At 71.8% G+C, this 21,910-nt stretch carries 21 protein-coding genes and 1 tRNA gene; 9 read left to right on the top strand and 13 right to left on the bottom strand.

Annotation, left to right across the window (positions count from 1 at the left end):
- Positions 1-596: 596 nt before the first annotated feature.
- Complete coding sequence (locus E4623_RS21305; protein ID WP_134768599.1) at positions 597-1,367, bottom strand: SDR family oxidoreductase; 771 nt, start codon at positions 1,365-1,367, stop codon at positions 597-599.
- A gap of 100 nt (positions 1,368-1,467) precedes the next feature.
- Between E4623_RS21305 and E4623_RS21300 the strand changes: the two genes are divergently transcribed.
- A complete protein-coding gene (locus tag E4623_RS21300; RefSeq protein WP_134768598.1) occupies positions 1,468-2,370 on the top strand; it encodes a helix-turn-helix transcriptional regulator in 903 nt (300 codons plus the stop codon).
- Between the two features lie 80 nt (positions 2,371-2,450).
- A complete protein-coding gene (locus tag E4623_RS21295) occupies positions 2,451-2,972 on the top strand; it encodes a GNAT family N-acetyltransferase (RefSeq protein WP_134768597.1) in 522 nt (173 codons plus the stop codon).
- A gap of 70 nt (positions 2,973-3,042) precedes the next feature.
- Here the strand turns inward: E4623_RS21295 and nhaA are convergent, their stop codons facing one another.
- The 3 genes from nhaA to E4623_RS21280 form a co-directional block, all read right to left on the bottom strand.
- Positions 3,043-4,368 carry a Na+/H+ antiporter NhaA gene (gene nhaA, locus E4623_RS21290; RefSeq protein WP_209020821.1) on the bottom strand — a complete coding sequence of 442 codons (1,326 nt, stop codon included), beginning with the start codon at positions 4,366-4,368 and terminating at the stop codon, positions 3,043-3,045.
- 75 nt (positions 4,369-4,443) lie between these two features.
- Positions 4,444-4,872: a VOC family protein gene (locus tag E4623_RS21285; protein ID WP_134768595.1), complete on the bottom strand. Its 429-nt coding sequence runs from the start codon at positions 4,870-4,872 to the stop codon at positions 4,444-4,446.
- A gap of 6 nt (positions 4,873-4,878) precedes the next feature.
- Positions 4,879-5,634: a PIG-L deacetylase family protein gene (locus E4623_RS21280; RefSeq protein WP_134768594.1), complete on the bottom strand. Its 756-nt coding sequence runs from the start codon at positions 5,632-5,634 to the stop codon at positions 4,879-4,881.
- 94 nt (positions 5,635-5,728) lie between these two features.
- On the opposite strand from E4623_RS21280, the gene E4623_RS23410 reads away from it, so the two are divergent.
- A complete protein-coding gene (locus E4623_RS23410; protein WP_134768593.1) occupies positions 5,729-7,285 on the top strand; it encodes an LCP family protein in 1,557 nt (518 codons plus the stop codon).
- A gap of 110 nt (positions 7,286-7,395) precedes the next feature.
- Positions 7,396-8,217, top strand: coding sequence for an MBL fold metallo-hydrolase (locus E4623_RS21270; protein WP_134768592.1), 822 nt, complete (start codon positions 7,396-7,398; stop codon positions 8,215-8,217).
- Positions 8,218-9,161: 944 nt separating this feature from the next.
- Here the strand turns inward: E4623_RS21270 and E4623_RS21265 are convergent.
- The 5 genes from E4623_RS21265 to E4623_RS21250 form a co-directional block, all read right to left on the bottom strand.
- Positions 9,162-9,986: a hypothetical protein gene (locus tag E4623_RS21265; RefSeq protein ID WP_134768591.1), complete on the bottom strand. Its 825-nt coding sequence runs from the start codon at positions 9,984-9,986 to the stop codon at positions 9,162-9,164.
- Positions 9,987-10,270: 284 nt separating this feature from the next.
- Positions 10,271-11,509: a hypothetical protein gene (locus E4623_RS21260; RefSeq protein WP_134768590.1), complete on the bottom strand. Its 1,239-nt coding sequence runs from the start codon at positions 11,507-11,509 to the stop codon at positions 10,271-10,273.
- Positions 11,506-11,655, bottom strand: a complete 150-nt coding sequence (locus tag E4623_RS22840; protein WP_167736796.1) for a hypothetical protein — start codon at positions 11,653-11,655, stop codon at positions 11,506-11,508. The genes E4623_RS21260 and E4623_RS22840 overlap by 4 nt, the downstream gene beginning before the upstream one ends.
- A gap of 226 nt (positions 11,656-11,881) precedes the next feature.
- Positions 11,882-12,733, bottom strand: a complete 852-nt coding sequence (locus E4623_RS21255) for a hypothetical protein (RefSeq protein WP_134768589.1) — start codon at positions 12,731-12,733, stop codon at positions 11,882-11,884.
- A gap of 155 nt (positions 12,734-12,888) precedes the next feature.
- A complete protein-coding gene (locus E4623_RS21250; RefSeq protein ID WP_134768588.1) occupies positions 12,889-13,095 on the bottom strand; it encodes a helix-turn-helix domain-containing protein in 207 nt (68 codons plus the stop codon).
- An 85-nt stretch (positions 13,096-13,180) separates the two neighbouring features.
- Between E4623_RS21250 and E4623_RS22835 the strand changes: the two genes are divergently transcribed.
- The 3 genes from E4623_RS22835 to E4623_RS21240 all read left to right on the top strand — a co-directional run bounded on the left by E4623_RS22835 (position 13,181) and on the right by E4623_RS21240 (position 15,213).
- Positions 13,181-13,912, top strand: coding sequence for a hypothetical protein (locus E4623_RS22835; protein ID WP_167736795.1), 732 nt, complete (start codon positions 13,181-13,183; stop codon positions 13,910-13,912).
- A gap of 31 nt (positions 13,913-13,943) precedes the next feature.
- On the top strand, positions 13,944-15,119 hold the full coding sequence (locus tag E4623_RS21245; protein WP_167736794.1) for a site-specific integrase: 1,176 nt from the start codon (positions 13,944-13,946) through the stop codon (positions 15,117-15,119).
- 20 nt (positions 15,120-15,139) lie between these two features.
- Positions 15,140-15,213, top strand: a tRNA-Ile gene (locus tag E4623_RS21240).
- A gap of 177 nt (positions 15,214-15,390) precedes the next feature.
- Here the strand turns inward: E4623_RS21240 and E4623_RS21235 are convergent.
- The 4 genes from E4623_RS21235 to E4623_RS21220 form a co-directional block, all read right to left on the bottom strand.
- Positions 15,391-15,906 carry a SigE family RNA polymerase sigma factor gene (locus tag E4623_RS21235; RefSeq protein ID WP_245155207.1) on the bottom strand — a complete coding sequence of 172 codons (516 nt, stop codon included), beginning with the start codon at positions 15,904-15,906 and terminating at the stop codon, positions 15,391-15,393.
- On the bottom strand, positions 15,903-16,775 hold the full coding sequence (locus tag E4623_RS21230) for a hypothetical protein (RefSeq protein ID WP_134768585.1): 873 nt from the start codon (positions 16,773-16,775) through the stop codon (positions 15,903-15,905). The genes E4623_RS21235 and E4623_RS21230 overlap by 4 nt, the downstream gene beginning before the upstream one ends.
- Positions 16,776-17,175: 400 nt before the next feature.
- Complete coding sequence (locus tag E4623_RS21225; RefSeq protein ID WP_134768584.1) at positions 17,176-17,565, bottom strand: Hpt domain-containing protein; 390 nt, start codon at positions 17,563-17,565, stop codon at positions 17,176-17,178.
- A gap of 1 nt (position 17,566) precedes the next feature.
- Positions 17,567-19,051, bottom strand: coding sequence for a serine/threonine-protein kinase (locus tag E4623_RS21220; RefSeq protein WP_134768583.1), 1,485 nt, complete (start codon positions 19,049-19,051; stop codon positions 17,567-17,569).
- Between the two features lie 123 nt (positions 19,052-19,174).
- Between E4623_RS21220 and tyrS the strand changes: the two genes are divergently transcribed.
- Positions 19,175-20,446 (top strand): tyrosine--tRNA ligase, encoded by a 1,272-nt coding sequence (gene tyrS, locus E4623_RS21215; protein WP_280633689.1) that lies wholly within the window; start codon positions 19,175-19,177, stop codon positions 20,444-20,446.
- Between the two features lie 4 nt (positions 20,447-20,450).
- Positions 20,451-21,491: an alpha-hydroxy acid oxidase gene (locus tag E4623_RS21210; RefSeq protein ID WP_134768582.1), complete on the top strand. Its 1,041-nt coding sequence runs from the start codon at positions 20,451-20,453 to the stop codon at positions 21,489-21,491.
- Positions 21,492-21,910: the final 419 nt, after the last annotated feature.

The following is a 21,910-nucleotide window of genomic DNA, read 5'->3' as shown; positions in this document are numbered from 1 at the left end:
TCGCACCACCCGCGATCAGCTCCAGCAACAGTCGGTGCAGTTGCGAGGTCATCCGCGAGCGGTCCTCGCTCAACGACCTGCGCCCATCGACCAGAACACGCAGCGCGGTGAGTTGCTCTTCGCGACCGGGTGCAGCCCGGCCCGTCCGAGTCCCGACCAGGGCCGGGCTTCACCTTGGCGCCTGGTTGCCGTCGAGGAGACGTTCACGGACTTGGTCGTCCAGGGCGACGTGCCAGACATGTCGCTCGACGACTGGCGCGAGCGGCTGCGTTCCAACCTCGTCGACTTCGTTGCCGAGAGCGGCTTCGGGTGGGGACAGAACCGCGAGGACGGACCGCCGACCTGAGCGCCCGACTCCCGCTCGCCTCGGGCCGCGAAGCCGTTGCGGGCGTCCGGTGCCGGAGTTCCGGCATGGCGTCCATCAGGTGCTCGAGCTCGTCTGCACGCGGTCGGTACCGGGGGACTCAGACCAGCGAGCGTGACAGTCCGCGTCCGCTCGACGCTGCTGACCGGCAGCGGCCTGGGCATCATCGCCGGTCACTCACCCGAGAGCTCGGCTGCGAGGCGGCGGAGCGAAGGCGGGTCGATCTCGATCGTCAGCGCTGCCGGCTGGGCCGGACGATGATCTCGTTGACGTCGACGCTCACGGGCTGGTCGACCGCGTAGGCGACCGCGTCGGCGATGGCCGAGGCGGGGATGGCCGAGGCTCGGTAGGTCCTCATCGCCTCGACGGCGTGGTCGTCGGTGATGTGGTCGGCCAGCTCGGACTCGGTCACTCCCGGGCACACGGTGGTGACGCGGATGCTGCCGGGCGACTCGATGCGCAGACCCTCGCTCAGGGCCCAGGCGGCGTGCTTGGTCGCGGAGTAGATCGCCGAGGTGGGCGGCACCTCGTGCGCACCGACCGAGGCCATCGTCACGACGTGCCCACCGCCCTGGCGCGTGAAGTGCGGCAGCACCGCCGCGACGCCGTGGTACAGGCCGCGGACGTTCACGTCGAACATGCGGTCCCACTGCTCGACGAGCAGCGCGTCGAGACGCGAGAGCAACATGATCCCGGCGTTGCCGACGTAGACGTCGATGCGCCCGTGCTCGGCGACGACGGCGTCGACCGCCGCGACGAAGGCGGAGTGGTCCGTGACGTCCAGCTCGAGCGCCTCGGCGCTGCATCCCTGGGCGGTGAGGTCCTCCACGATCTCCGCGAGCCGGTTCGTCCGGCGCGCGGCGAGGACGACGTGGTGTCCTGCAGCGGCCAGGCGGCGCCCGGTGGAGGCGCCGATCCCGCTGCTGGCCCCGGTGACCAGGACGATCTTCCGCTGGCGGTCGTCGGTGGTGGTGTCGATGTCGGTGGTGGTGTCTGAGGTCATGGAACCACCGTCGTCGCAGGTCGCCTGGTGAGGGAGGCTGCGTCGTTCCTGGTAGTCGCACACCCAGGCTCGCAGCCCGGTCCGCTCCTAGGCTGTGTCCATGTCCACGAACCCCCTCGGCGAGTTCCTCCGATCTCGCCGAGGACGGGTGTCGCCGGGGCAGGCAGGGCTCCCGACGTACGGACTGCGACGCGTGCCCGGGTTGCGGCGCGAGGAGGTCGCGACGCTCGCGGGCGTCAGCATCGACTACTACGTCCGGCTCGAGCAGGGTCGGGAACGCAACCCCTCGGCCCAGGTCATCGACGCGATCGCGAGCGTCCTGCAGCTCGACGACGACGCCCACGACCACCTCGCCGAGCTCGCCGGCATCGGCGGGCGACCGCGGAGCGTCCCGGCCGAGCGGGTCGCCCCTGAGCTCCTCGCGCTGATGGACACCTGGGCCGACAACCCGGCACTCGTCCTGGGTCGCGCCTACGACGTGCTGGCGGTCAACCGGCTAGGGGCCGCGCTGTTCGGCTCGGTGGAAGGCAGGGCCAAGGTGGGCGCCAACCTGGTCCGCACGGTCTTCCTCGACCCCGCCGCTCGCCAGCTGTACGCCGAGTGGGACCGCGTCGCGACAGCGACGGTGGCAGGGCTGCGGGTCCTGCGCGGGCAGTTCCCCCACGACCCGCGCATCACGCAGGTGGTGAACGAGGTGAGGGCGGGGGCTCCCGAGTTCGACGAGCTGTGGAGCCGCCAGGACGTCGGTCCGAAGCGTGCCGCGATCAAGAGGTTCCGGCACCCCCAGGTCGGCGACCTGGCTCTGCGCATGCACGTCTTCGACGTCCGGGCGGCACCCGGACAGGAGCTGGTGGTCTACCACGCCGAGTCCGGCTCGACCGACGCGACTGCGCTGAGACTCCTGGGCAGCCTGGTCGCCACCGGTCCCACCGGCACGGGCGCCCCGGCCGACGGCGGAGCCGCCCAGGACGCCTCGTGGTCCGGGACGAGCCCCCGCCGGTAGCGGCGTCGACGGGGACGCGGTCGGAGCCGACGCTCGAGGCGACGGAGCCGTCCGGCGACGGTGCGAGGATCGACGGCGAGATGGACACGAACGCAGGCAACGGCGACCCGCCGGCTCCGAGGGACATCCTGCGGGTCTCGACGTGCGAGACCCCCGAGACGCTCGCCCCGGCCAGCGTCCTGTTCGACCGGTACCGGCGCCACCACGGCGAGTCGGACGGCGGCGAGCGCACTCTCGGGTGGCTCACCGAGATGGTCCACTCGCGCATGCTCACGGTCTACACAGCATCGTCGGCCTCACAGGATGAGCGTCCTCCGCTCGGCCTGGCGACGAGCCACGCGATGCCTGCCTCGCTGGTGATGGGACGGTTCTGGCAGCTGCGAGACCTCTACGTGCTCCCGGAGTTCCGTCGCCGCGGGACGGCGGCCGCCCTGGTCAGCGCGGTGCGGGAGGACGCGGTCGCCGCCGGCGCGACACGACTGTCCCTGGTGACTGGGCTCGACAACCGTCCCGCGCTCGACCTCTACCGACGGCTGGGGTTCGAGCCTGTCGCAGGCCTGGCCTCACTCAGCCTCGACCTCGTCCCTCGGACCACGACCTAGCAGGACCGGACAGCCGTCGGACCCACCAGTGAGAGCCAGCTCGTCCGCTGCGAGCAGGACGAGGCACGCGTCACCTGTCGCGGTCGGTCTGGAACACGTCGGGGACGCCGTCGCCGTCGGCGTCGAGGGACTCGGCGTCGTGCAGGCGCCGGTAGACGCGGTTGCGGGCGCGGAGCAGCACCGAGGCGAGCAGCGCGGAGGCCAGCGACCCCACGAGCACGCCGACCTTCACGTGGTCGTCGCGCTCGCTGCCGGTCCCGAAAGCCAGCTCGCCGATGAGCAGCGAGACGGTGAAGCCGATCCCGGCGAGCATCGCCAGCCCGATGACGTCCAGCCACCCCAGCTCGTCGTCGAGGTCGGCACGGGTGAAGGTCGACAGCAGCCAGGTCGACCCGGCGATGCCCACCGTCTTGCCGAACAGCAGCCCGCAGACGATGCCGAGCGCGACCGGGTCCTGCAGGGACTCTGCGAGGCCACCGAGCCCGCCGACGGTCACGCCGGCGGCGAAGAAGGCGAAGACCGGGACGGCGATGCCGGCGCTGATCGGCCGCACCAGGTGCTCGAGGTGCTCGGCCAGCCCGGGGCCGGCTCCGGGCCCGCCGGCGCGCTCGCTGCGGAGCACGGGCACGGTGAAACCGAGCAGCACGCCGGCGACCGTCGCGTGGACGCCCGACTCGTGCACCAGCACCCAGGCAGCCAGCGCGAGGGGGACCAGCAACCACCCCGACCAGATCCGCTTCTGCGCCAGGAACCCGAACACCGCGATCGGGACCACGGCGAGCGCGAGGAACCGCAGGTCGAGGTCGTCGGTGTAGAAGATCGCGATGATCGTGATCGCCAGCAGGTCGTCGACGACGGCGAGCGTCAGCAGGAACGTCCGCAGCCCGCTCGGCAGGTGGGTGCTGATCACGGCGAGCACGGCCACGGCGAACGCGATGTCGGTCGCCGTCGGGATGGCCCAGCCGGTGAGGGCGCCGTCCGGGCCGAGGTTCCAGAGGACGAAGATCAGCGCGGGCGCCGCCATCCCGCCGGCGGCGGCGGCGATCGGGAGGGCTGCCCGTCGCGGGTCGCGGAGGTCGCCGGCCACGAACTCGCGCTTCAGCTCCAGCCCGGCCACGAAGAAGAAGATGGCCAGCAGCCCGTCGGCGGCCCAGGCGCCCAGGGTCAGGTCGAGGTGCCACGACGCCGGCCCGACCCTCAGGTCACGCAGGTCGGCGTAGCTCGCCGCCCAGGGACTGTTGGCCCACACCAGCGCGACGACGGCGCCGGTGATGAGGAGCAGGCCGCCGGTGGTCTCGGCGCGCAGGACCTCCGCGGTGCGTGAGTGCTCGAGGAACGAGCCGCGCGCGAAGAGGCGAGGTGCGCGAGGTGGCGTGCTGGGCGGTGGCGTGGACACGGGTCTCCTGGTGGGTCGACGAGAACATGCCGACCAGACTTCCCGGCGCACCGGGTGCCACTGTAGGCCCTCGACTCAGGGCGTCACCATCTGCTCGAAGAACGTGAGCAGGTTGCCGTCGAGGTCGAGGACGGCGACCTCGCGGGTGCCGTACGACGTGTCGGTCGCCCGGCCGGCGTCGGTCGGGTGCAGCGCCCCGGTCGGCGCGAGCTCGGCGTGCAGCGCGTCGACGTCGGAGCAGGCGATCCGGCAGCTCACCGTCCCGGCCAGGAAGTCCTCGGCCCCCGAGCGGACGGGGGAGTCGACCAGGTCGGTCGGCGGCCGCCGTCGCCACCCGGTGTCGGCGGCCTGCCACAGGTGCAGCTCGGCGTCGTCGCGGACGACGATCGCGAAGCCGTCCGGGTCGACGTGCACGGCGCCGAAGCCGAGCGTTCGCTCGTACGCCTCGACGGCGCGGACGACGTCGCGCACCGGCAGGGCCGGGACCGTGGTCGTGAGCCGCACCGTGGCCTACTCGCCCCAGCCCATCGGGAACACCTCGAACGGCGCCCCGAAGCCCACGCCGAGCCGCTGCCCGCTCTGGCGTCCCATGCCCTCGAGGAACTCGCGGGCGTCGAAGTGCTCCCACCCCAGTCCGTCGATGTAGGCGCCGTGTGCCTCGAGCGAGGCCACGCCGGCGTCGAAGGTGTCGGTGGTGTCGACGCCGTGCGTCGACTGCGGCGAGCCGAACGCCCACACCTCGCGGACGCCACCCCACGGCTCCAACCCGTCGGCGTCCGCCGGGCCGCCGAGCTGGTCGGCGAAGACCCAGCGGTTGCCGGCGTCGCGCACGGCGTCGAGCACGGCCCGGCCGACGGCGATGTGGTCGGCCTGGTTGAGGTTGCGGCCGCCCCAGGTGTCGCGGAAGTTGCCGGTGACCACGATGTCGGGTCGGAACGCCCGGACCGACCGCGCGATCGCGGCCCGCAGCGGGACGCCGTACTCGAGGACGCCGTCGGGCAGCCCGAGGAACTCGACGTGGTCGACGCCGACGATGCGGGCCGACTCCACCTGCTCGGCCTCGCGCACCGTGCGGCACTCCTGGGGCGCGAGCGCGTCGATGCCGGCCTCGCCGCTGGTCACCATGCAGTACCCGACGCTCTTGCCCTGCCCGGTCCAGCGGGCCACCGCGGCGGCGGCGCCGAACTCCATGTCGTCGGGATGGGCGACGACGCACAGCGCGCGGTCCCAGGTCTCGTCCAGCGGCTCGAGCGGCTCGGGGTCCATGCCCGCCAGGATGACACCACGCTCAGGGGTGCGGTGTTATTTTCCTCGCGCCGGTCCTCCCGGCACTCCACCCTGCCCCCGGCCCGAGGACGACATGTCGCACGAGGTGCTCGACGAGACGACCCCGCCGCGGCCCGGCGGGAGCCGGCGCGCCTCGCGGTCGTCCCGCCGTCCGGTGCGCGCGCGGCCCGCCGGCGGCGCGCGACGGGCCCACCGCGAACGCCGTCGGGCCGACGGCCTCGCCGGCACCGTCGGCCTCACGGCGCTCGGCGCGTTCGTGCCCGGTTCCGGCTACCTGTTCGCGGGGCGCCGCTTCCTCGGTGCGCTCGTGCTCGGGGCGTGGCTGGTGAGCATCGGCGTCCTCGTCTGGTACTTCGGTCGCGGCCTCACCGCCGCCCTGCACCTCGCCTTCGACCCGATGCTGGTCCGGGTGGCGGCGGCCGGGCTCGGTGCGGTGCTCCTCGTCTGGGCGTTCATCGTCTACACCTCGTACCGGCTGGTGCGCCCCCGGGAACGGTCCCGGGCACACACGGTCATCGGCCACGTCATGGTGCTGGTCCTGGTGCTGGTGGGCGCGGCCCCCGTGCTGCGCGCCGCGCAGTACGCACTGGTCACCGCCGACGGCGTCGAGGACGTCTTCCCCGACGACGTCAGGAGCGGCACCACGCCCGACAACGTCTCCGACGACAACCCGTGGGCCGGGCAGGACTACGTCAACGTGCTGCTCCTCGGCGGCGACGGCGGCGACGACCGCACCGGCGTCCGGACCGACACGGTGATCCTCGTCAGCATCGACACCAAGACCGGCCGGACGGTCATGTTCAGCCTGCCGCGCAACATGATGTACGCCGAGTTCCCCGAGGACTCGCCGCTCCACGACCTCTATCCCGACGGCTACCAGACCGGTCTCGGTGATCCCGGCTTCGACATGCTCAACGCGATCTACGGCCAGGTGCCGGCCGCCCACCCCGGCGTCCTCGGCGACAGTGACAACGAGGGCGCGGACGCCGTCAAGCTGGCCGTCGAGGGGAGCCTCGGGATCCCGGTCAACTACTACGTGATGGTCAACCTCAAGGGCTTCCAGACGATCGTCGACGCGATCGGCGGCATCACCGTCAACATCAACGAGCCGGTCGCGATCAACGGCAACACCGACGCCGGCATCCCGCCGACGGACTACCTCGATCCCGGCCCCGACCAGCACCTCGACGGCTTCGACGCGCTGTGGTTCGCGCGCGGCCGGTACGGCTCCGACGACTACGCGCGGATGGACCGCCAGCGGTGCACGATCGACGCGATCATCGAGGCGGCCGATCCCACCACGATCGTGACCCGCTACATCGACATCGTGAAGGCAGGCAAGGAGATCGTCCTCACCGACATCCCCCGCAGGATCGCCGCCGACTTCGTGGAGCTGCTGCTCAAGGTCAAGGAGGGCAAGATCCGTTCGGTCGTCTTCAGGTCCTCCGACCAGTTCAGCTCGGCGGACCCCGACTACGACTACGTGCGCGAGACCGTCGCCAACGCGTTGAACCCGCCGCCGCGCCCCGCCGGCGCCCCCAAGGTGAAGCGCGCCGAGGACCCCGTCGACGTCTGTGCCTACAACCCCGTCTCGGACGACGTCACGGACGACGCCGCCGCGTCCGACTGACCGCCCCCGCACGACCCGGTGTCCGCACCCGCCGGCGCACCGATGATTCCGGGGGAGCCGGTCGGTCTGGCTGTCGTGATCGGAACCGACTCGAGAAGTGTGCCGCGCCCGTGTTGACCGAGGTCGCGGAGGGCGTGCTGGTCCACCAGAGCGAGCTGCTGCGCAACAACACCGTCGTCGTCGAGGGCCGAGACGGGGTGCTGCTGGTCGACCCCGGGATCACGAGTGCCGAGATGCGATGCCTCGCGAGTGACCTGCAGGCCACGGACCGCCGCGTGGTGGCGGGCTTCGCCACCCACCCGGACTGGGACCACGTGCTCTGGCACGAGTCCTTCGGCGACGTGCCCCGCTACGGCACGTTCCGCTGTGCGGCGGTCGCCCGGGAGGTGCTGCTGCGGGAGGACTGGGAGGCCCGCGCCATGGAGGTGCTGCCACCGGAGATCGCCGACGACGTGCCGCTGCACCTCTACGGCCTCGTCACGGGTCTGCCGGCGGGCTGCACCGAGATCGCGTGGGACGGCCCGCGCGTTCGCGTCGTCGAGCACCCGGCGCACTCGCCGGGGCACGCTGCTCTGGTCGTCGAGGACAGCGGGGTGCTCATCGCCGGCGACATGCTCTCCGACGTGTTCGTGCCGATGCTCGACGGCTTCGACGGGTCCAACGACCCGGTCGAGGAGTACCTCGTCGGGCTGCGGACGCTGCAGGACGCCGCCGAGCACGTCGACGTCGTCGTCCCCGGCCACGGGTCCGTCGGCCGGGACGACCAGGTGCTGGCCCGGATCGAGCTGGACCGTGCCTACCTGCACGCGCTGCGCGACGGCCGGACCCCGGACGACCCGCGCCTAGGATCCGGTGCCGAGCCGGGTTGGGAGTGGGTGAACGACATCCACGAAGGTCAGGCGCGCAGCGTCGCTGCTCGGCAGGGACGGTGACGGACACCGAGGTCCGCACCCGCCGGCGCTCGACGGGGCCGGGCGGAACCCCACCGGTCCGGACCCCGTCCATGCTGAGGTGATGACCGTCCGGATCGCTGCCTGCGTCGTCGTCGTGTCCCTGGGGGCGTGCGGTGACGACCCGGGCCCGGCGCCGACACCTGACGGGAGCACGACGCCGCCCTCGATCGGGCCCCGGCCGCGGCGGCGGCTGCTGCACCACGAGGACTCCCGTGCCCGAGGACCGAGCAGCGGGGCACGGACCTCGATGTCCTGGGACCCGGACGACGCACGCCCGAGCGAGCGGTCGCGCCGTTCGCCCGCGGCGTCACGGTGGTCGAGCAACGAGGAGGGTCGACGCTGGTCCACGAGACGACCTCGGGTGGGGAGGTGTCGCGCACCTTCTCGGTCAGCCTGCGCGACGACGGCTGGTGGCCCGACGGCTGGGTGGCGTGCTCGAGCTGAGCCGAGGCCGCCACCGGTGCTCGGAGTCGCTCCGCCCGGTCAGCGAGATCGTGGTCGCGGCTCGTGCGGCACAGCGGCGGCGGCGCGGTAGGGTCGGGGCCCTGAGAAGTGTCTCGTCAGCGGATGTCGGAAGTGGCCTCTGACCTGCGGAAACACGAATCATGGGGCGGTAGCTCAGTCGGTCAGAGCAGAGGACTCATAAGCCCCTCACTCGGCCGATCGAGGAGCGGGCTTCATTCGCGCGCCGACCTGCGGAAATGCCCGCTGACCTGCGCAAACGTCGTGGGTCAGCGGGCGTTCTGTCCTGTTGATCGTTGCTGGTCAGATACGGCTGTTTACGGGTCTCGTGCGGCATGGATGCGGCACGAATGCGGCACGCGTCAGCGGGCCCGCGTCGACCGAGAGGGCCTCCTCGCGGCGCAGGGTCCCGACGTCGACGAGCGGCGGGACTCCCGCGACGCCGGTCAGGGTCGACGTTGCTACCCCTCGAGCGAGCGTCGGACGAGGAGGCTGAACCCTAGGAACGTGTGTGCGAGCCCTGCGACGGCGTCGAAGAACAGCATGCGGGTCCACGATGCCATGAACGGATCGTGGCTGAGGGCGTCAACCTCGTCTCGATGCTTGCCCCAGTGGATGTCTTCACCGTAGTTGTAGCGGCTGATGAGGAATGCCGGGCTCATTTCCTCCCCGGGGAATGGGCCCTCGTGTCGGTAGCGACCCTCCCTTACCAGGCGCTGCCCCACGAGCACGTGAAGTTGGAACGCGCGTAGCCTGCCGACCGCCCTAGCCCACTCGGTGATCCGCTCGATTCGCAAGTCGGTGTGGTCGTCGTCGGCCCGCTGGGCTGCTTGGCGGAGAATGGTCTGCGCACGGTGGAACGACGCTCCCTCGCCGTTCTCGTTGAGTTGGCGAAACAGCACTGAGAAACCGCGGATGTTCTCGGCGTGTGGGAAGTCCTGTCCGACGACCTCCGTACCCTCGCGGCCTCCGCCGAACGACACCTCCAGCTTGAGCGGGTGTCGCAGGAATTGGCCGTCCGCGAGGCCGCGCGAGCATCGCAGGTAGCGCTCGAGGGTCCGCCGGTCATCGTCCGTGAGGACGCCGGCCGGGATCGGCACGAAGTCGGCGGGGTTGTGGAAGTCGAACACATATTGCAGGTAATGCCACACGCCCTCAAAGACCGTCGAGGGGCTGACCATTTGTCCGTACGGCACGGGGAACGCGAGGGGGTGGTCGGCGGCCAGGGTCTCGAAGCTGCTGGCGCGGAGTGTGACCTCCCCGTCACGGCTCTTCTCTCTCGTCACGGTGCCAAACCTAAAGGTCAGGACAGGCCGGCCGCGCGCCGGCGGACCCCCGACAGGCGTTCGGGCCCACGGTGCGCCAACGACCACTCCACGAGCGGTGATGGACGATCCAGCGGTAGGGACACAACGCGGGGCGACCGTACCCGTAAGGGAACGCGACGAGGTCCCCGACGCATGCCGCGCGTACACGTCGGGGACCTCTCGCCGCGGGGCTCCAATCCGCGGCGGCCGATCGGCTGACACCCCGGCGGGCGGATCACCAAAACGCCGACCGGGGATCGGAGTCAGCGGATCGGGGTCTCTGCGAGCTCGGCGGCCAGCTCGTTGAGCAGGGGCCCCGCACCGTCGATCCCGAGCGCGTCCTCGCCACGCAGGGTCTCGACGTCGACGAGCGGCGGGACACCGTCCACGCCGGTCAGGGTCGCGAGCCGCCCGGACCTCACCGCGCCACGCTCTCCGGGAAAGCCGAGCGGAATGTCGTCCAGCACTGCACGCACGGCGGCGACGAGGTCGGCGCTGCTCTCGGCCCATCGCTCGAGCTGGGCGGCCCGTCCGAGCTGGGTGAAGCGCGGGACGGCGAGCTCGACGTCGGTCCAGTGGTCACCGTCGAATGCTGCGAGCTCCTCGAGCCGTCTACGAAGCTCGTCTCGGTGCTCCTTGACCGCCCGGCGGTCGGCGTGGGCGCGCTCGAGGAGCTCGCTCTCCTGCGCGTCGAGCACGTGCAAGGCGGCCGCACGAAGGCGCACCTCGAGGCTCGAGAGTGCCCGGTTGCGAGTGGCGACGCTCTCGCGGTGGCGGGACGCGTCCGCGGCGTGAGCGGCCGGGTCGCCACCGTCGACGATCGCCTCGGCCTCGGCCGCCTCCGCGGCGTTCGCCGCGACAAGAGCTTCGTCGCGCTCGCGGGTCAGCTCGACCCGGCGGGCGTGGAGTCGCACGACGACGTCAACGCGGTCGTAGGTCTCGGCCGGCCACGGGGCGTGCGGGCACTCGTCGAGGAGCGCGCGCGCCGTGCGCGCCGGCTCGGCCGGTCGTGCCTCGGCGGGCGTCTCGTCGAGGGTCGTCGCCTCGGGTGTGGTCGTCTCGGTCATGGTGGGTTGTCCTTCCTCGGAGTTGGGCTCCGGGCTCGTCGTCTTGGTCTCGTGCTGGTCGGGTGCATGCGGGGTCGGCTGCTGGGGATCGGCGGGCGGGTTGTGTCCTGCCTCGTGTGACGTCGACGTCTGCGGATCGAATGCAGGCGGAGCGGGATCTCGCGTCTTCCTGGTGGGGGTCGTCGAGGGTGCGGCGGTGGTGTGCCGGACGGCGACGTAGGTCCCTTCCTCCAGCCGGCAGACCTCCCCGGCATCGACGAGTCGGCCGAGGTAGCGGCGGACGGTGCTGGTCCGGTCCACGGTCGTGAGGGACGTCCATCGTGGGTCGGGTGGGTCGAGGTCGAGGAGGTTGGCGATCGTGGCGGCGTCGGACGGGCCGAGTCGCTGCAAGGTGTCGAGGATCGCCTCGGTTCGCGGGGACAGAGGTGCGCTCATCGGTGGGCCTTTCTGGTGCTGGGTGGGGTGATCTGCTCGACGACGACGAGGGCCTCGAGGAGCGCGTCTAGCTCCGTCGCGGCGACGTCGGGCCGGTCGAGCTCGAGAGCGAGTTTCACGCCGAGGGCGTGGCGTACGACGGTCATGCCGATCTCGCGAGAACGAGTGGTCCTCACGTGCTCACGTCCCTACGCCGGCGGGCCAGGTGGGGGCGGCACTCAAGGCAGGGGATCGGCCGGTCGTGCTCGTCGTCGCCGAGCCACCCGTCGACGCAGTCACGGCCGTGGCGAGGTCGGGCGTCGAGAGCGGCGCTCTCCTCGGCCTCGGCCGCCCGCTGCTCGCGGGTGTCCTCCGACGACACCGGCGGCCAGGTCACGACGCCTCCGCGTGGCTGCTTGGGTCGGGGCAGCACGTCTCGTCGACGCCGATCGGGTAGCCGTTCGGGCAGGTCGGTCGGGCGCTCGGTCGGTGCGGACGGGTGGGCGAGGGCTGACGGTCGGTGGGTTGCAGACCGCCGAGCCGGTGCACGACCAGGCCAGGACCGCCAGCACCGGACCAACTCTGCCGCTTGACCCACAAGCGGAGCTCGTCGGGCGTCCACCCATCGTCGGCGAGGCGCTGGCAGAGCGACGACAGGCGACCGTGGTCGGGTCTCAGGTTGTCGGGGATCGCCTCCACCACGACCACCACGAGCTCGCCGCTCGCGAGCTTGACGGGGTCGACGTCGGTGGTGGGGGAAGGGGAGTCTGAGGGAGAGGGAGTGTCCGTGCTCTCCGGACGGTTGGCCGACGGTTGAGGGTGCTCAACCGTCGGGCTGAGCGGACGGTCACCCGACGGTTGGCCGACGGCTGCACCCGCCGAACCGTCGTGCTGGCCGGACGGTTCGCAACTGTCGGCCTCACTGGACGGTTCGACGTCCGGGAGGGTGAGTCGGTAGCGGGTGCGCCTTCGACCGCGTCGGGTGTCTGCGACTGCGACGAGCGCTGGCCGGATGCTCGTTGGTGACTGCAGGCGACGCACGACGTCGTAGACGGTGCCGCGGTGGAGTCCGGTCCAGGCGGCCAGGTTGTCCGCTCCGGGTGCGGAGGTCTGCCCGTCGAATGAGTCGCAGGCAAGGGCGAGCAGCACGAGCCGATCGGCCTCAGTCGTCCAGCTCGCGGGCAGAGCGGCCACGAGAGCGACGGCGGGCCGGCCACCGTCGACACGTAGGACATCGGTCCTCACGAGGGTTTCCTGTCTGTTGCGGGGAAGAGGGGATCGGTCGTCCTGCGGTCACGTCGCCGCGGCCGCGCACGACGAGCGGCATCGGCGCAGGTCAGCGGCACGCGCAACTCGACGAGCGCCGATCGACGGCCGGCGCGTGCCGCACTTGTGCCGCATCACGTCGCGCTCGAGGCGCTCAGCCGCTCCTCGCGCTCGCGCTCCTCGATCCACCGGTCGACGTCGGTCCGGCGGTACCGGACGGCGCGACCGACGCGGAAGCCGCGCGGGCCCGTGCCGTTGTGTCGCCACCATCGGCAGGTGGCGACCGGGACGCCGAGCAGGTCTGCCAGCTCCTCCGTGCTGAGGAACTCTCGATCGGTCATGTCGGTGGTCTCCGGTTCTCTTGGGATCGGTCGCTACCAACGTTGTCTGTTGCGGGTACAGGCTGACAAGTGTTGTACTGTGAGCATGAGAAACGAGGACGGGTCACAGGTCGATCGGGTGGTCGGTCCGGGAGTAGTGGCCCCGCCGGTGCGATGGACCGATCCGAACGGGGATAGGTGGGAGGTCACGGTCATGTGGCAGACCGACCCGAGCCTCCGCCCGGTCGGCGTCACGATCGCCGCGTACGACGACGCCGAGCAGGTGGGTGAAGACGGGGACTATCGGCTCGAGGGAGCGCCGGCGGCCGCCAGCGACCCGCCCGAGCTCGCCGCAGTGACCCGCAAACTGTTCGGTCAGCTTCCGATGGGTCGCATGATCGACTCGTCGAGGGCCCGCCTGTTGGCGAGCGGGGTCCGAAGCATCGTCATCGACGACGAGGACTCGGCGGGCGGGACGATCCTGATGACCGAGCGCGGCTCGCAGCTCCTCGAGGCTCATCGCGAGAACAGACGTCGTCGCTCCGCCGAGCGGAGCCCCTACGGCAGTCGGGACGACTTCCTCGCGCTCGTCGCAGATGCCTACCGTGTCGCCGTCCTCGAGCAGCCGCGACGCGCGGCCGCGCGCACGGCGGAGTTGCTGACTGAGCGGGACGTGTACGGGTCAAGCGGCGACGGCAGCCGCGTGCGCGTCCGGAAGTGGATCGCGGAGGCGCGTCGAGCGGGGCTCATCCCTAGGACGAGCGAGCGCCGCTCGAGCTGGGTCGAGGGACCGACGTCGGGGCCCTCGCCGGACACATCAGACGACCGTCGCGACTGACCGCGACGGCCCCACAGGAGGAGGACACGACGTGGCGACATACAACGTCGCGAAGATCCCGGACGGACGGTGGCGAGCGCGCTACCGCGGCCCGGATCGTCGCGAGCGAACGAGGATCTTCGATCGGAAGGTCGACGCCGATCGGTGGGGACGCGCTCAGACCGCGCGCGTCGACCGCGGAGACTGGACCGACCCGGCCCTCGGCCGCACGACGGTCGAGGCGTACGCCGCGGAGTGGCTGCGCGGGAAGGTCAAGCTCCGGGAGTCGACGCGGGCGACGTACGACGCGCTCCTGCGGACTCACGTCCTGCCGACGTGGGGAAGTGTCTCGCTCTCCGGGGTGCGTCACGAGGAGGTCGCGGCGTGGGTGACGGGGCTCCACGCCTCGGGACTCTCTGCGTCGCGGACTCGGCAGGCGTGGGTCGTGCTCTCGCAGGTGCTCGAGCTGGCCGTGAAGGCGCGGCGGATCCCGAGCAACCCGGCGCGCGGCGTCGAGCTGCCGAGCCTGCCGAGCCGGTCGACACGCGAGGAGATCCGGGCTCTCGACGAGCGGCAGGTGTGGGCGCTCGCGGACGCTGCTGGCGACCACCGTCTGAGCGTGCTCGCGCTCGCGTGGTGCGGGCTCCGGTTCGGCGAGCTCGCTGCGCTCCGCGTGCGGTCTTTCGACGTGCTGCGTCGCGAGCTCCGAGTGGCGGCGACGCTCTCGGAGCTCGGCGGCCGGCTCGTCGAGGGACCGCCGAAGACCGAGGGTTCGGTCCGCACGGTCCCGGTGCCTGCGTGGCTCGTCGACGAGCTCGCGCCGCTCATGGGCGGGAAGGGTCCTGAGGATCGGCTGTTCACGGCGTCGGAGGGCGGACCGCTACGACTCGGGAACTGGCGCGGCCGCGTCTTCGATCCGGCCGTGCGGCTGTCCGGGTTGGCGACGCAGGTCCGCGGCGACCTGGTCCGCCCGCACGACCTACGGCACACGTGCGCGTCGCTCCACATCAAGCACGGCACGCCACCGAAGGTGCTCTCGACGATGCTCGGTCACGCGTCGGTGGCGATCACGCTCGACCGCTACGGCCACCTGTACCCGGGCGACGCGCACACCTACGTCGACCGCCTCGGAGAGGTCGCGGTCGCGGCTCGTGCGGCACAGATGCGGCACGGTAGGGTCGAGCCCCTGAGAAGTGTCCCGCTCGCGAGCGTCGGAAGTGGCCTCTGACCTGCGGAAACACGAATCACGGGGCGGTAGCTCAGTCGGTCAGAGCAGAGGACTCATAATCCTTCGGTCCAGGGTTCAAGTCCCTGTCGCCCTACGCACGTGAACTGCAGAGCCGACGTTTCGAGTCCACCTGCGACGTCGGGACTGGGATCAACGCGGGCGCAACGCACCCGCTGCGGTCGTTCCGGCAGAGCCGGAGCAGACCATGTCGAACACCCCCGGCCGTCCGGTCTGGGCGGGTGGCTCCGGCATCGGGGTGGGGGAAGCCAGGTCAGCTCGAGGCGGTCACCGCCATCATCCTGCGGAGGTGGGCGACACCTCGTGACGTGTGTGTCTTGACGGAGCCCTCGCTGATGTTCAGCGCGAGCGCCGTTTCCGCGACGGAGAGGTCGAGCCAGTGGCGCAACACCACGCAGCGTCGCTGCATCGGCGCGAGCTCCTGCAGCAGCGAGAGCAGGTCGTTGCGGGTGTCCACGGCGCCGGTCGGGTCGGGCGTGACGCGGGTGTCGGGGGCAGTGGCCGAGACGGTCTCGCGCCGCCACGGTCGTCGTGACTCGTCGACGTTGGCGCGTACCAGGACCTGGCGGGCGTAGGCGTCGGGGTGCGCGAGGTCGCGGACGCGGGGCCAGGCGACGTAGAGCTTCTCGAGGGCAACCTGCAGCAGGTCATCGGCGCGTTCGCGGGTGCCGGTCAGGGCGAAGGCGAGGCGCCAGAGGTGGGCGTGGCGCGCTTCGACGTACTCGACGAAGCTGAGCTCGCGCGGCTGGCGGCGTGTCCAGATCGTCAACGGAACGCGCCTGCCGCGACCCGGGGGGCCGCCCATGCGACGAACCCGTCGATGGTGTCGGGACCGTCGTTGTCGACTGAGTCGACTGACGGGTAGCCCCAGATCGGATAGGTCGAGACCGTGTCGCCGTCGCGGACCAGGAGGACCCACCCGTCGGACGGAGGAGCGCCAGGGAACGTCACGTCGGCCACGGCGGTGGTCCGGCCCGCGCCGTCGAGCTCCGGGGTGGCCCGTTGCCCGAGCACCTGGACGCCGTTCAGGCCCACCATCGCGCCGTCAGCACCCACCTGGACGACCGTCGGGGTAGCGCTGCGGGACTCCAACGCCACCTGGATCTCCGCCCAGGCGCTCAGCGAGGAAGGACCCGAGTCGGCAGGTTCGGAGCGTGTCCTGGAGCTTCCCCCGTCGCGGTTCGACGCCCAGGCCAGGGCCCACTGGGTCGTGGTTCCGTCGCTCAGCTCGAGTGCCACGGAGCGGTCGGGCACGGCCCACAGGTCGCCGTTGATCTGCACCGGAACGTCGACCGGGCCGTCGATCCGCTCGGTCACCCGCCAGTCGTCACCGACGGCCAGCGTTCCGTCGGGGCGGTACTCCACGACTGGATCGACCGGCGACGAGGCCACGGGGCCCGCACTCGGGGAGGGGCCCGACGCGGAGGCCGCAGGCGAGGTGGCCTCTCGCGCGGTGCCGCTCGGCGACCAAGGCGCTGCTGTGCCGAGCAGCACCACGGCGGTCGCGGCCACCCCGAGGCCCAGCACCGCAGGTGCGCGTCGGCGGCGTACAGCGGCGCGTCCGGCTGCCAGGTGGTCCTCGATGCGCAGCGGGGTCGGGTGCTCGATGACGTCATCGATCAGGTCGTGTAGGTCCATGTGGTCCTCCTCGGTCAGGCCAGGTCACCATCAAGAACGGAACGAGACGTGAACGCGGTTGACGCGGCGTCCGGAGAATCCCGCAACCAGGTGACATCAGCTCGGAGACCGACTCGGACATGGTCGGTACAGGACGCGCCTCAGGGGGGTTCGCCGTGTGCCGCGGGACCAGCGCACGAACGGTCAGCCCACCACGTGGATGCGTCCCTCGGTGGCGGCGACGGGGATCTCCAGGGCGGCGGCGGCCTGGTCGACGGAGCCGGTGGGGTAGGTGGAGACGGTCATGGTGGTCCCGCTGTCCAGGTTCGGGGTCGGGTGCTCGCGCCCCGGGGTCGGGGGTGGAGGGCGGGCGGTGACAGCCAGCACCGCGGCCCAGGCCGACGGCGGTGTCGCGTCGCGCTCAGCCGGCGTACGTCGCCTGGTAGGCGAGCAGCCGGGCGCGGCCCTCGGCCATCGCGCCCGCGAGCTCCTCGAGGAGCGGCGGTGCGTCCTCGACGCTCCCGGAGTCGGCGGCGAGCTCGATGGCCCGGGCGGCCTCGCCGGCCCGCGGGACGCCGAGGTTGAGCGCGCTGCCGGCGATCTTGTGGGCGCGCGCCTTCACCGTCGCGACGTCCCCGGCCCGCACGGCGTCCCGGATCGCGGCCTCGGCCTCGACGGAGTTGACCTGGAAGTTGCCGATCGCCCGGTCGAGGTACGTGGTGTCGCCGGGGTCGAGGTCACGCAGCGAGTCGAGGCGCTCGACGTCCAGGCCCGCCATCGGCGGGGTCGGGGACAGCGGCTCCTCGCTCACCTCAGGACGCCCCGTCGATGAGGAGCGCACCCGTGTCGTCCTGCACGAGCTGGAGCCGGACCTGCTCGGTCTTCTTCCCGACGCCCTGCTGGTTGTAGGTGTAGGTGTAGGTGGCGACCAGGGTCTCCGGGTCCGCGCTGAACGCCTGGACCCGCGGGTTGGAGACGCTTCCCCAGAAGCTGTCGTAGTCGGGGCTCTCGGCCTGGTACTTCGGTGTCAGCATCGCGAATCCGGCCTCGGGGTCCTTGCTGGCGGTCTGGAGGTAGCCGAGGACGAACGTGCGGATCTCGTCCTCGGAGGGCGCCGTCGGCGGCGACGACGTCGCGCTCGTCGGCTCCGAGGACGGCGCTGTCGAGGGCGGGTCCGACGCGGTGGCGACGCCGGGCGGCGGGGCGTCGTCCTGGGGGTCGTCGGTCAGGATCAGGACCCCGATCACGCCGAGCAGCAGCACCACGAGCGCGGCGACCAGGAGCGGCAGGACCGGACGACGGCGCCGCGTCGGGCGCCCCGGCGGCGCGGCCACGGGCGGTGCGACCGGCTGGGCCGGTGCCGACGCCTCGGGCGGTGCCGGCGCCGGCTGGTGCGCCGGCTCGGGCGCCGGCTCGGGTGCCGAGCGCAGGGCCCGCGTGCCTCCCTCCGGCATCGCGCGGTGGAGCGCGGTGGCGTCGGGCGCCGGGAGGACGGCGGTGGTCGAGTCGGAGTGCGCCAGGAGCTCCAGGACGCGTGCCACGTCCTCCATGGCCCACCGGCGCTGGGGGTCGTGCGCCATCGTCGCGAGCAGGACGGGCGCCATCTCGCCGGGGTTCGGCAGCCGCGGCGGCGGGTCGTTGACGATCTGGTAGAGCGTCCCGAGGACGTTGTCGCCGACGTCGTACGGCGGCGCGCCCGACAGGGCGTGGAACAGCGTCGCCCCCAGCGACCACACGTCACTGGCGGGGGAGGCCTGCGTGCCCGAGGCCACCTCGGGCGCCAGGTAGGCGGGGGAGCCGGTCACCAGACCGGTCTGGGTGAGCGACGGGTCGGCCGTCATCCGGGCGATGCCGAAGTCGGACAGCTTCACCTCGCCGTCGGAGCGGACCAGGATGTTCGACGGCTTCACGTCGCGGTGCACGATCTGGCTCGCGTGCGCCGCTGCGAGCGCGGACGCCGCCTGGCTCAGGAGCCGCGCGGCCTCGCGCGCCGGCAGCGGGCCGCGCTCGCGCACCAGCTCGGCGAGGGTGCTGCCCTCGACGTACTCCATCACGAGGTACTGCTGGTCCGCGTCGTGGGCGAGGTCGTAGATCCCGACGATGTTCGGGTGGTTGAGGCTCGCCGCGATCCGCGCCTCGCGCTCGGCGCGCATCAGGTCGGGGCTCGAGCCGCCCGGCATCACCCCGACGCGCTTGATCGCCACGGGTCGCCCGAGGAGCTCGTCGCGGCCCAGCCAGACCGCTCCCATGCCGCCGCGACCGATCTCCCGGTCGAGCGAGTACCTGTCGCCGATCACGTCTCGTCTCTCCTCCTGACGGCAAAACCTACTGTGACGAGCCGGATGACCTGCCACGCTCCCTCATGAGGCAGGCTTGTCCCGACTCCTCCGTCCGACCCGTGAACCCCGGAAAGGCCCTCCGTGCCCGTCGACCCGATGCTCCTCGACGACCTGCAGTGGCGCGGTCTCGTCGCCCACTCGACCGACCCCGACGCGCTGCGCGCGGCCTTCGGTGAGCGGAGCGTCCGGTTCTACGTGGGTTTCGACCCGACGGCACCGAGCCTGCACATGGGCCACCTCGTGCAGGTGATGACCGCGCGCCGTCTCCAGGACGCCGGCCACACGCCGTACCTCCTGGTCGGCGGCGCCACCGGCATGATCGGCGACCCGCGCGACTCCGGGGAGCGCACGCTCAACACCGCCGACACCGTCGGCGAGTGGACCGCCCGCGTCCGGGGCCAGCTCGAGCCGTTCCTGTCGTTCGCCGGCGACAACGCCGCCACGATGGTCAACAACCTCGACTGGACCGACGGGCTCTCGGTCATCGACTTCCTCCGCGACGTCGGCAAGCACTTCCCGGTCAACCGGATGCTGGCGCGCGACACCGTGAAGCGCCGGCTCGAGTCCGGCATCAGCTACACCGAGTTCAGCTACGTGCTCCTGCAGTCCCTCGACTTCCTCACCCTGCACCGCGAGCACGGCGTCGACCTCCAGTTCGGCGGCTCCGACCAGTGGGGCAACCTCACCGCCGGCGCCGAGCTGGTCCGTCGTACGACCGGCGACGCGGTGCACGCCTTCGCGACGCCGCTGATGACGAAGGCCGACGGCACCAAGTACGGCAAGACCGAGGGCGGCGCGCTCTGGCTCGACCCCGAGATGCTCTCGCCCTACGCCTTCCACCAGTTCTGGCTCAACGTCGAGGACGAGAAGGTCGGCGAGCTCCTGCGCGTCTTCACCTTCCTCACCCGCGAGGAGATCGAGGCGCTCGAGGCCCGGCACGCGGAGAAGCCGTTCCTGCGAGAGGCGCAGAAGCGGCTCGCGGACGCCGTCACGACGTTCGTCCACGGAGCGGGGGAGACCGAGCAGGCCAAGGCCGCCGCGGGCGCCCTGTTCGGCGGGGGAGACCTGGCCTCGCTCAGTCCCTCGACCCTGGCGGCCGCGCTGCGGGAGGCGGGGGTCACCTCCGTCGAGCGGGGCGACGGGCTCCCGACGGTGGGCGACCTCCTCGTGTCGACCGGGCTGGTCAAGAGCCGCAGCGAGGCCCGCCGCACGGTCACCGAGGGCGGCGCCTACCTCAACAACGTCCGGGTCGACGACGCCGAGGCGGCGATCACCGACGGGGACCTGCTCGGCGGGTCCTGGCTGGTGCTGCGCCGCGGCAAGAAGAACTTCGCCGGGGTCGAGGTCCGCTGAGGCCATGACCGACGCGCGCTGGGTGGCCGGTCTCGAGGAGCAGGCCCGCGCGCGCCTGTCGCCGCCGTTGTTCGAGTACGTCGCCCAGGGCGCGCGCGACGGGCGCACCGCGGCGCGGGCCGTGAGTGCGTGGCGTGACGTCGTCCTGCACCCGCACGTGCTGTGCGACGTGACCGAGGTCGACACCTCTGTCGAGCTCCTGGGTCGGCGGCACCGCACGCCCGTCGGTGTCGCCCCGTCGACCCTGCAGCGGGCCGTCCACCCCGACGGCGAGCTCGCGATGGCCCGCGCGGTCGCCGCGTCCGACGGGGTGCTGGTCGTGTCGAGCAACGCCGGGACGCCGTTCGCCGAGATCGGCGCGACCGGCGTCGCGTGGTGGGTGCAGTGCTACCTGCCCGCGGACCGCTCGCTGGCCGTCCCGCTGCTGCGCCGCGCGGTGGACGCCGGCGCCTCGGCCGTGGTGCTGACGGCCGACACCCCCGTCGTCGGCACCAAGTACCCCGGCTCGCCGGGGGCCGACGTCATCTGGGACGTCGTCGACCCCGCGCTGCTCCGCGTGAACTTCGACCCCGGGTACGACACCGCGCCGGGGTCCGACAAGGCGCGCGACCTCGGCGCCCGGGACGTCGACCGGCTGGCCACGCTCACCGGACTGCCCGTCGTGGTCAAGGGGGTGCTGCGTCCCGACGACGCCGCCCGGGTGGTCGATGCGGGAGCGGCGGCCGTGTGGGTGTCCAACCACGGCGGCCGACAGCTCGACCGCACGCCCACCACCGCCGCGGTGCTGCCCGCCGTCCGGGCCGCCGTCGCGGATCGCGCCCAGGTCTACGTCGACGGGGGAGTCCGCGACGGGCTCGACGTCGTCACCGCGCTCGCCCTCGGGGCCGACGCCGTCTTCCTGGGCCGGCTGCCCCTGTACGCCCTCGTCGACGGCGAGCCCGGTGTGCGTCGGATGCTGGCCGAGCTGGAGGCCCAGACCACCGAGTCGATGCGCCTCGCGGGAGCTCGTCGGGTGCGCGACACGCGGGACCTGGTCGGTCTTTGAACGATCAAACCGCCTCTGACCTGCGGAAACGTCGGACCCGGCCTGATGTGGTCCCCGTCACGTCGATTCGATTTGGCGTTCTCCCGGAAGTCCCCTAATGTTCTCTTTGTCGCCAGGGAGCGGCGGGAGGCAAGACCGAGAGGTCGGGCCACCGGCCCCCGAGCGGCCACCACTCTCTCACCGTCAGGTGATCGAAGGCCAGCACGATCGAGGCCGACGAGAGCCTGGCACGTAGGTGTGCTCGAGATGGTGCACCAGCTACCGGTACCGGACCCCGAACAGGGCGAGGCTGGTGTGCGTCTGATGTTTGAGAACTCAACAGTGTGTCATAGTCGACGGATTAGTTTGTATGTCCTGTCCTCTTTTCTTGAGGGTTTGGATGGTTTTTTTCGGCAATGATTCTGGCGAAAGCTAGTGTC

The sequence above is a fragment of the Nocardioides sp. 1609 genome (assembly GCF_004522105.1).
Taxonomy (GTDB): domain Bacteria; phylum Actinomycetota; class Actinomycetes; order Propionibacteriales; family Nocardioidaceae; genus Nocardioides.
Note: the sequence above shows the minus strand (reverse complement) of the source record. Positions and strands in the feature narration are given on the sequence as shown.

Coding starts and splice junctions, on each gene's coding strand:
- E4623_RS22835 (WP_167736795.1), top strand. CDS start 13,181: ATGAGAAACGAGGACGGGTCACAGGTCGATCGGGTGGTCGGTCCGGGA.
- E4623_RS21305 (WP_134768599.1), bottom strand. CDS start 1,367: ATGACCTCAGACACCACCACCGACATCGACACCACCACCGACGACCGC.
- E4623_RS21260 (WP_134768590.1), bottom strand. CDS start 11,509: ATGAGCGCACCTCTGTCCCCGCGAACCGAGGCGATCCTCGACACCTTG.
- E4623_RS21280 (WP_134768594.1), bottom strand. CDS start 5,634: ATGGACCCCGAGCCGCTCGAGCCGCTGGACGAGACCTGGGACCGCGCG.
- E4623_RS22840 (WP_167736796.1), bottom strand. CDS start 11,655: ATGACCGTCGTACGCCACGCCCTCGGCGTGAAACTCGCTCTCGAGCTC.
- E4623_RS21230 (WP_134768585.1), bottom strand. CDS start 16,775: ATGGACCTACACGACCTGATCGATGACGTCATCGAGCACCCGACCCCG.
- E4623_RS21250 (WP_134768588.1), bottom strand. CDS start 13,095: ATGACCGATCGAGAGTTCCTCAGCACGGAGGAGCTGGCAGACCTGCTC.
- E4623_RS21210 (WP_134768582.1), top strand. CDS start 20,451: ATGACCGACGCGCGCTGGGTGGCCGGTCTCGAGGAGCAGGCCCGCGCG.
- E4623_RS23410 (WP_134768593.1), top strand. CDS start 5,729: ATGTCGCACGAGGTGCTCGACGAGACGACCCCGCCGCGGCCCGGCGGG.
- E4623_RS21295 (WP_134768597.1), top strand. CDS start 2,451: ATGGACACGAACGCAGGCAACGGCGACCCGCCGGCTCCGAGGGACATC.
- E4623_RS21300 (WP_134768598.1), top strand. CDS start 1,468: ATGTCCACGAACCCCCTCGGCGAGTTCCTCCGATCTCGCCGAGGACGG.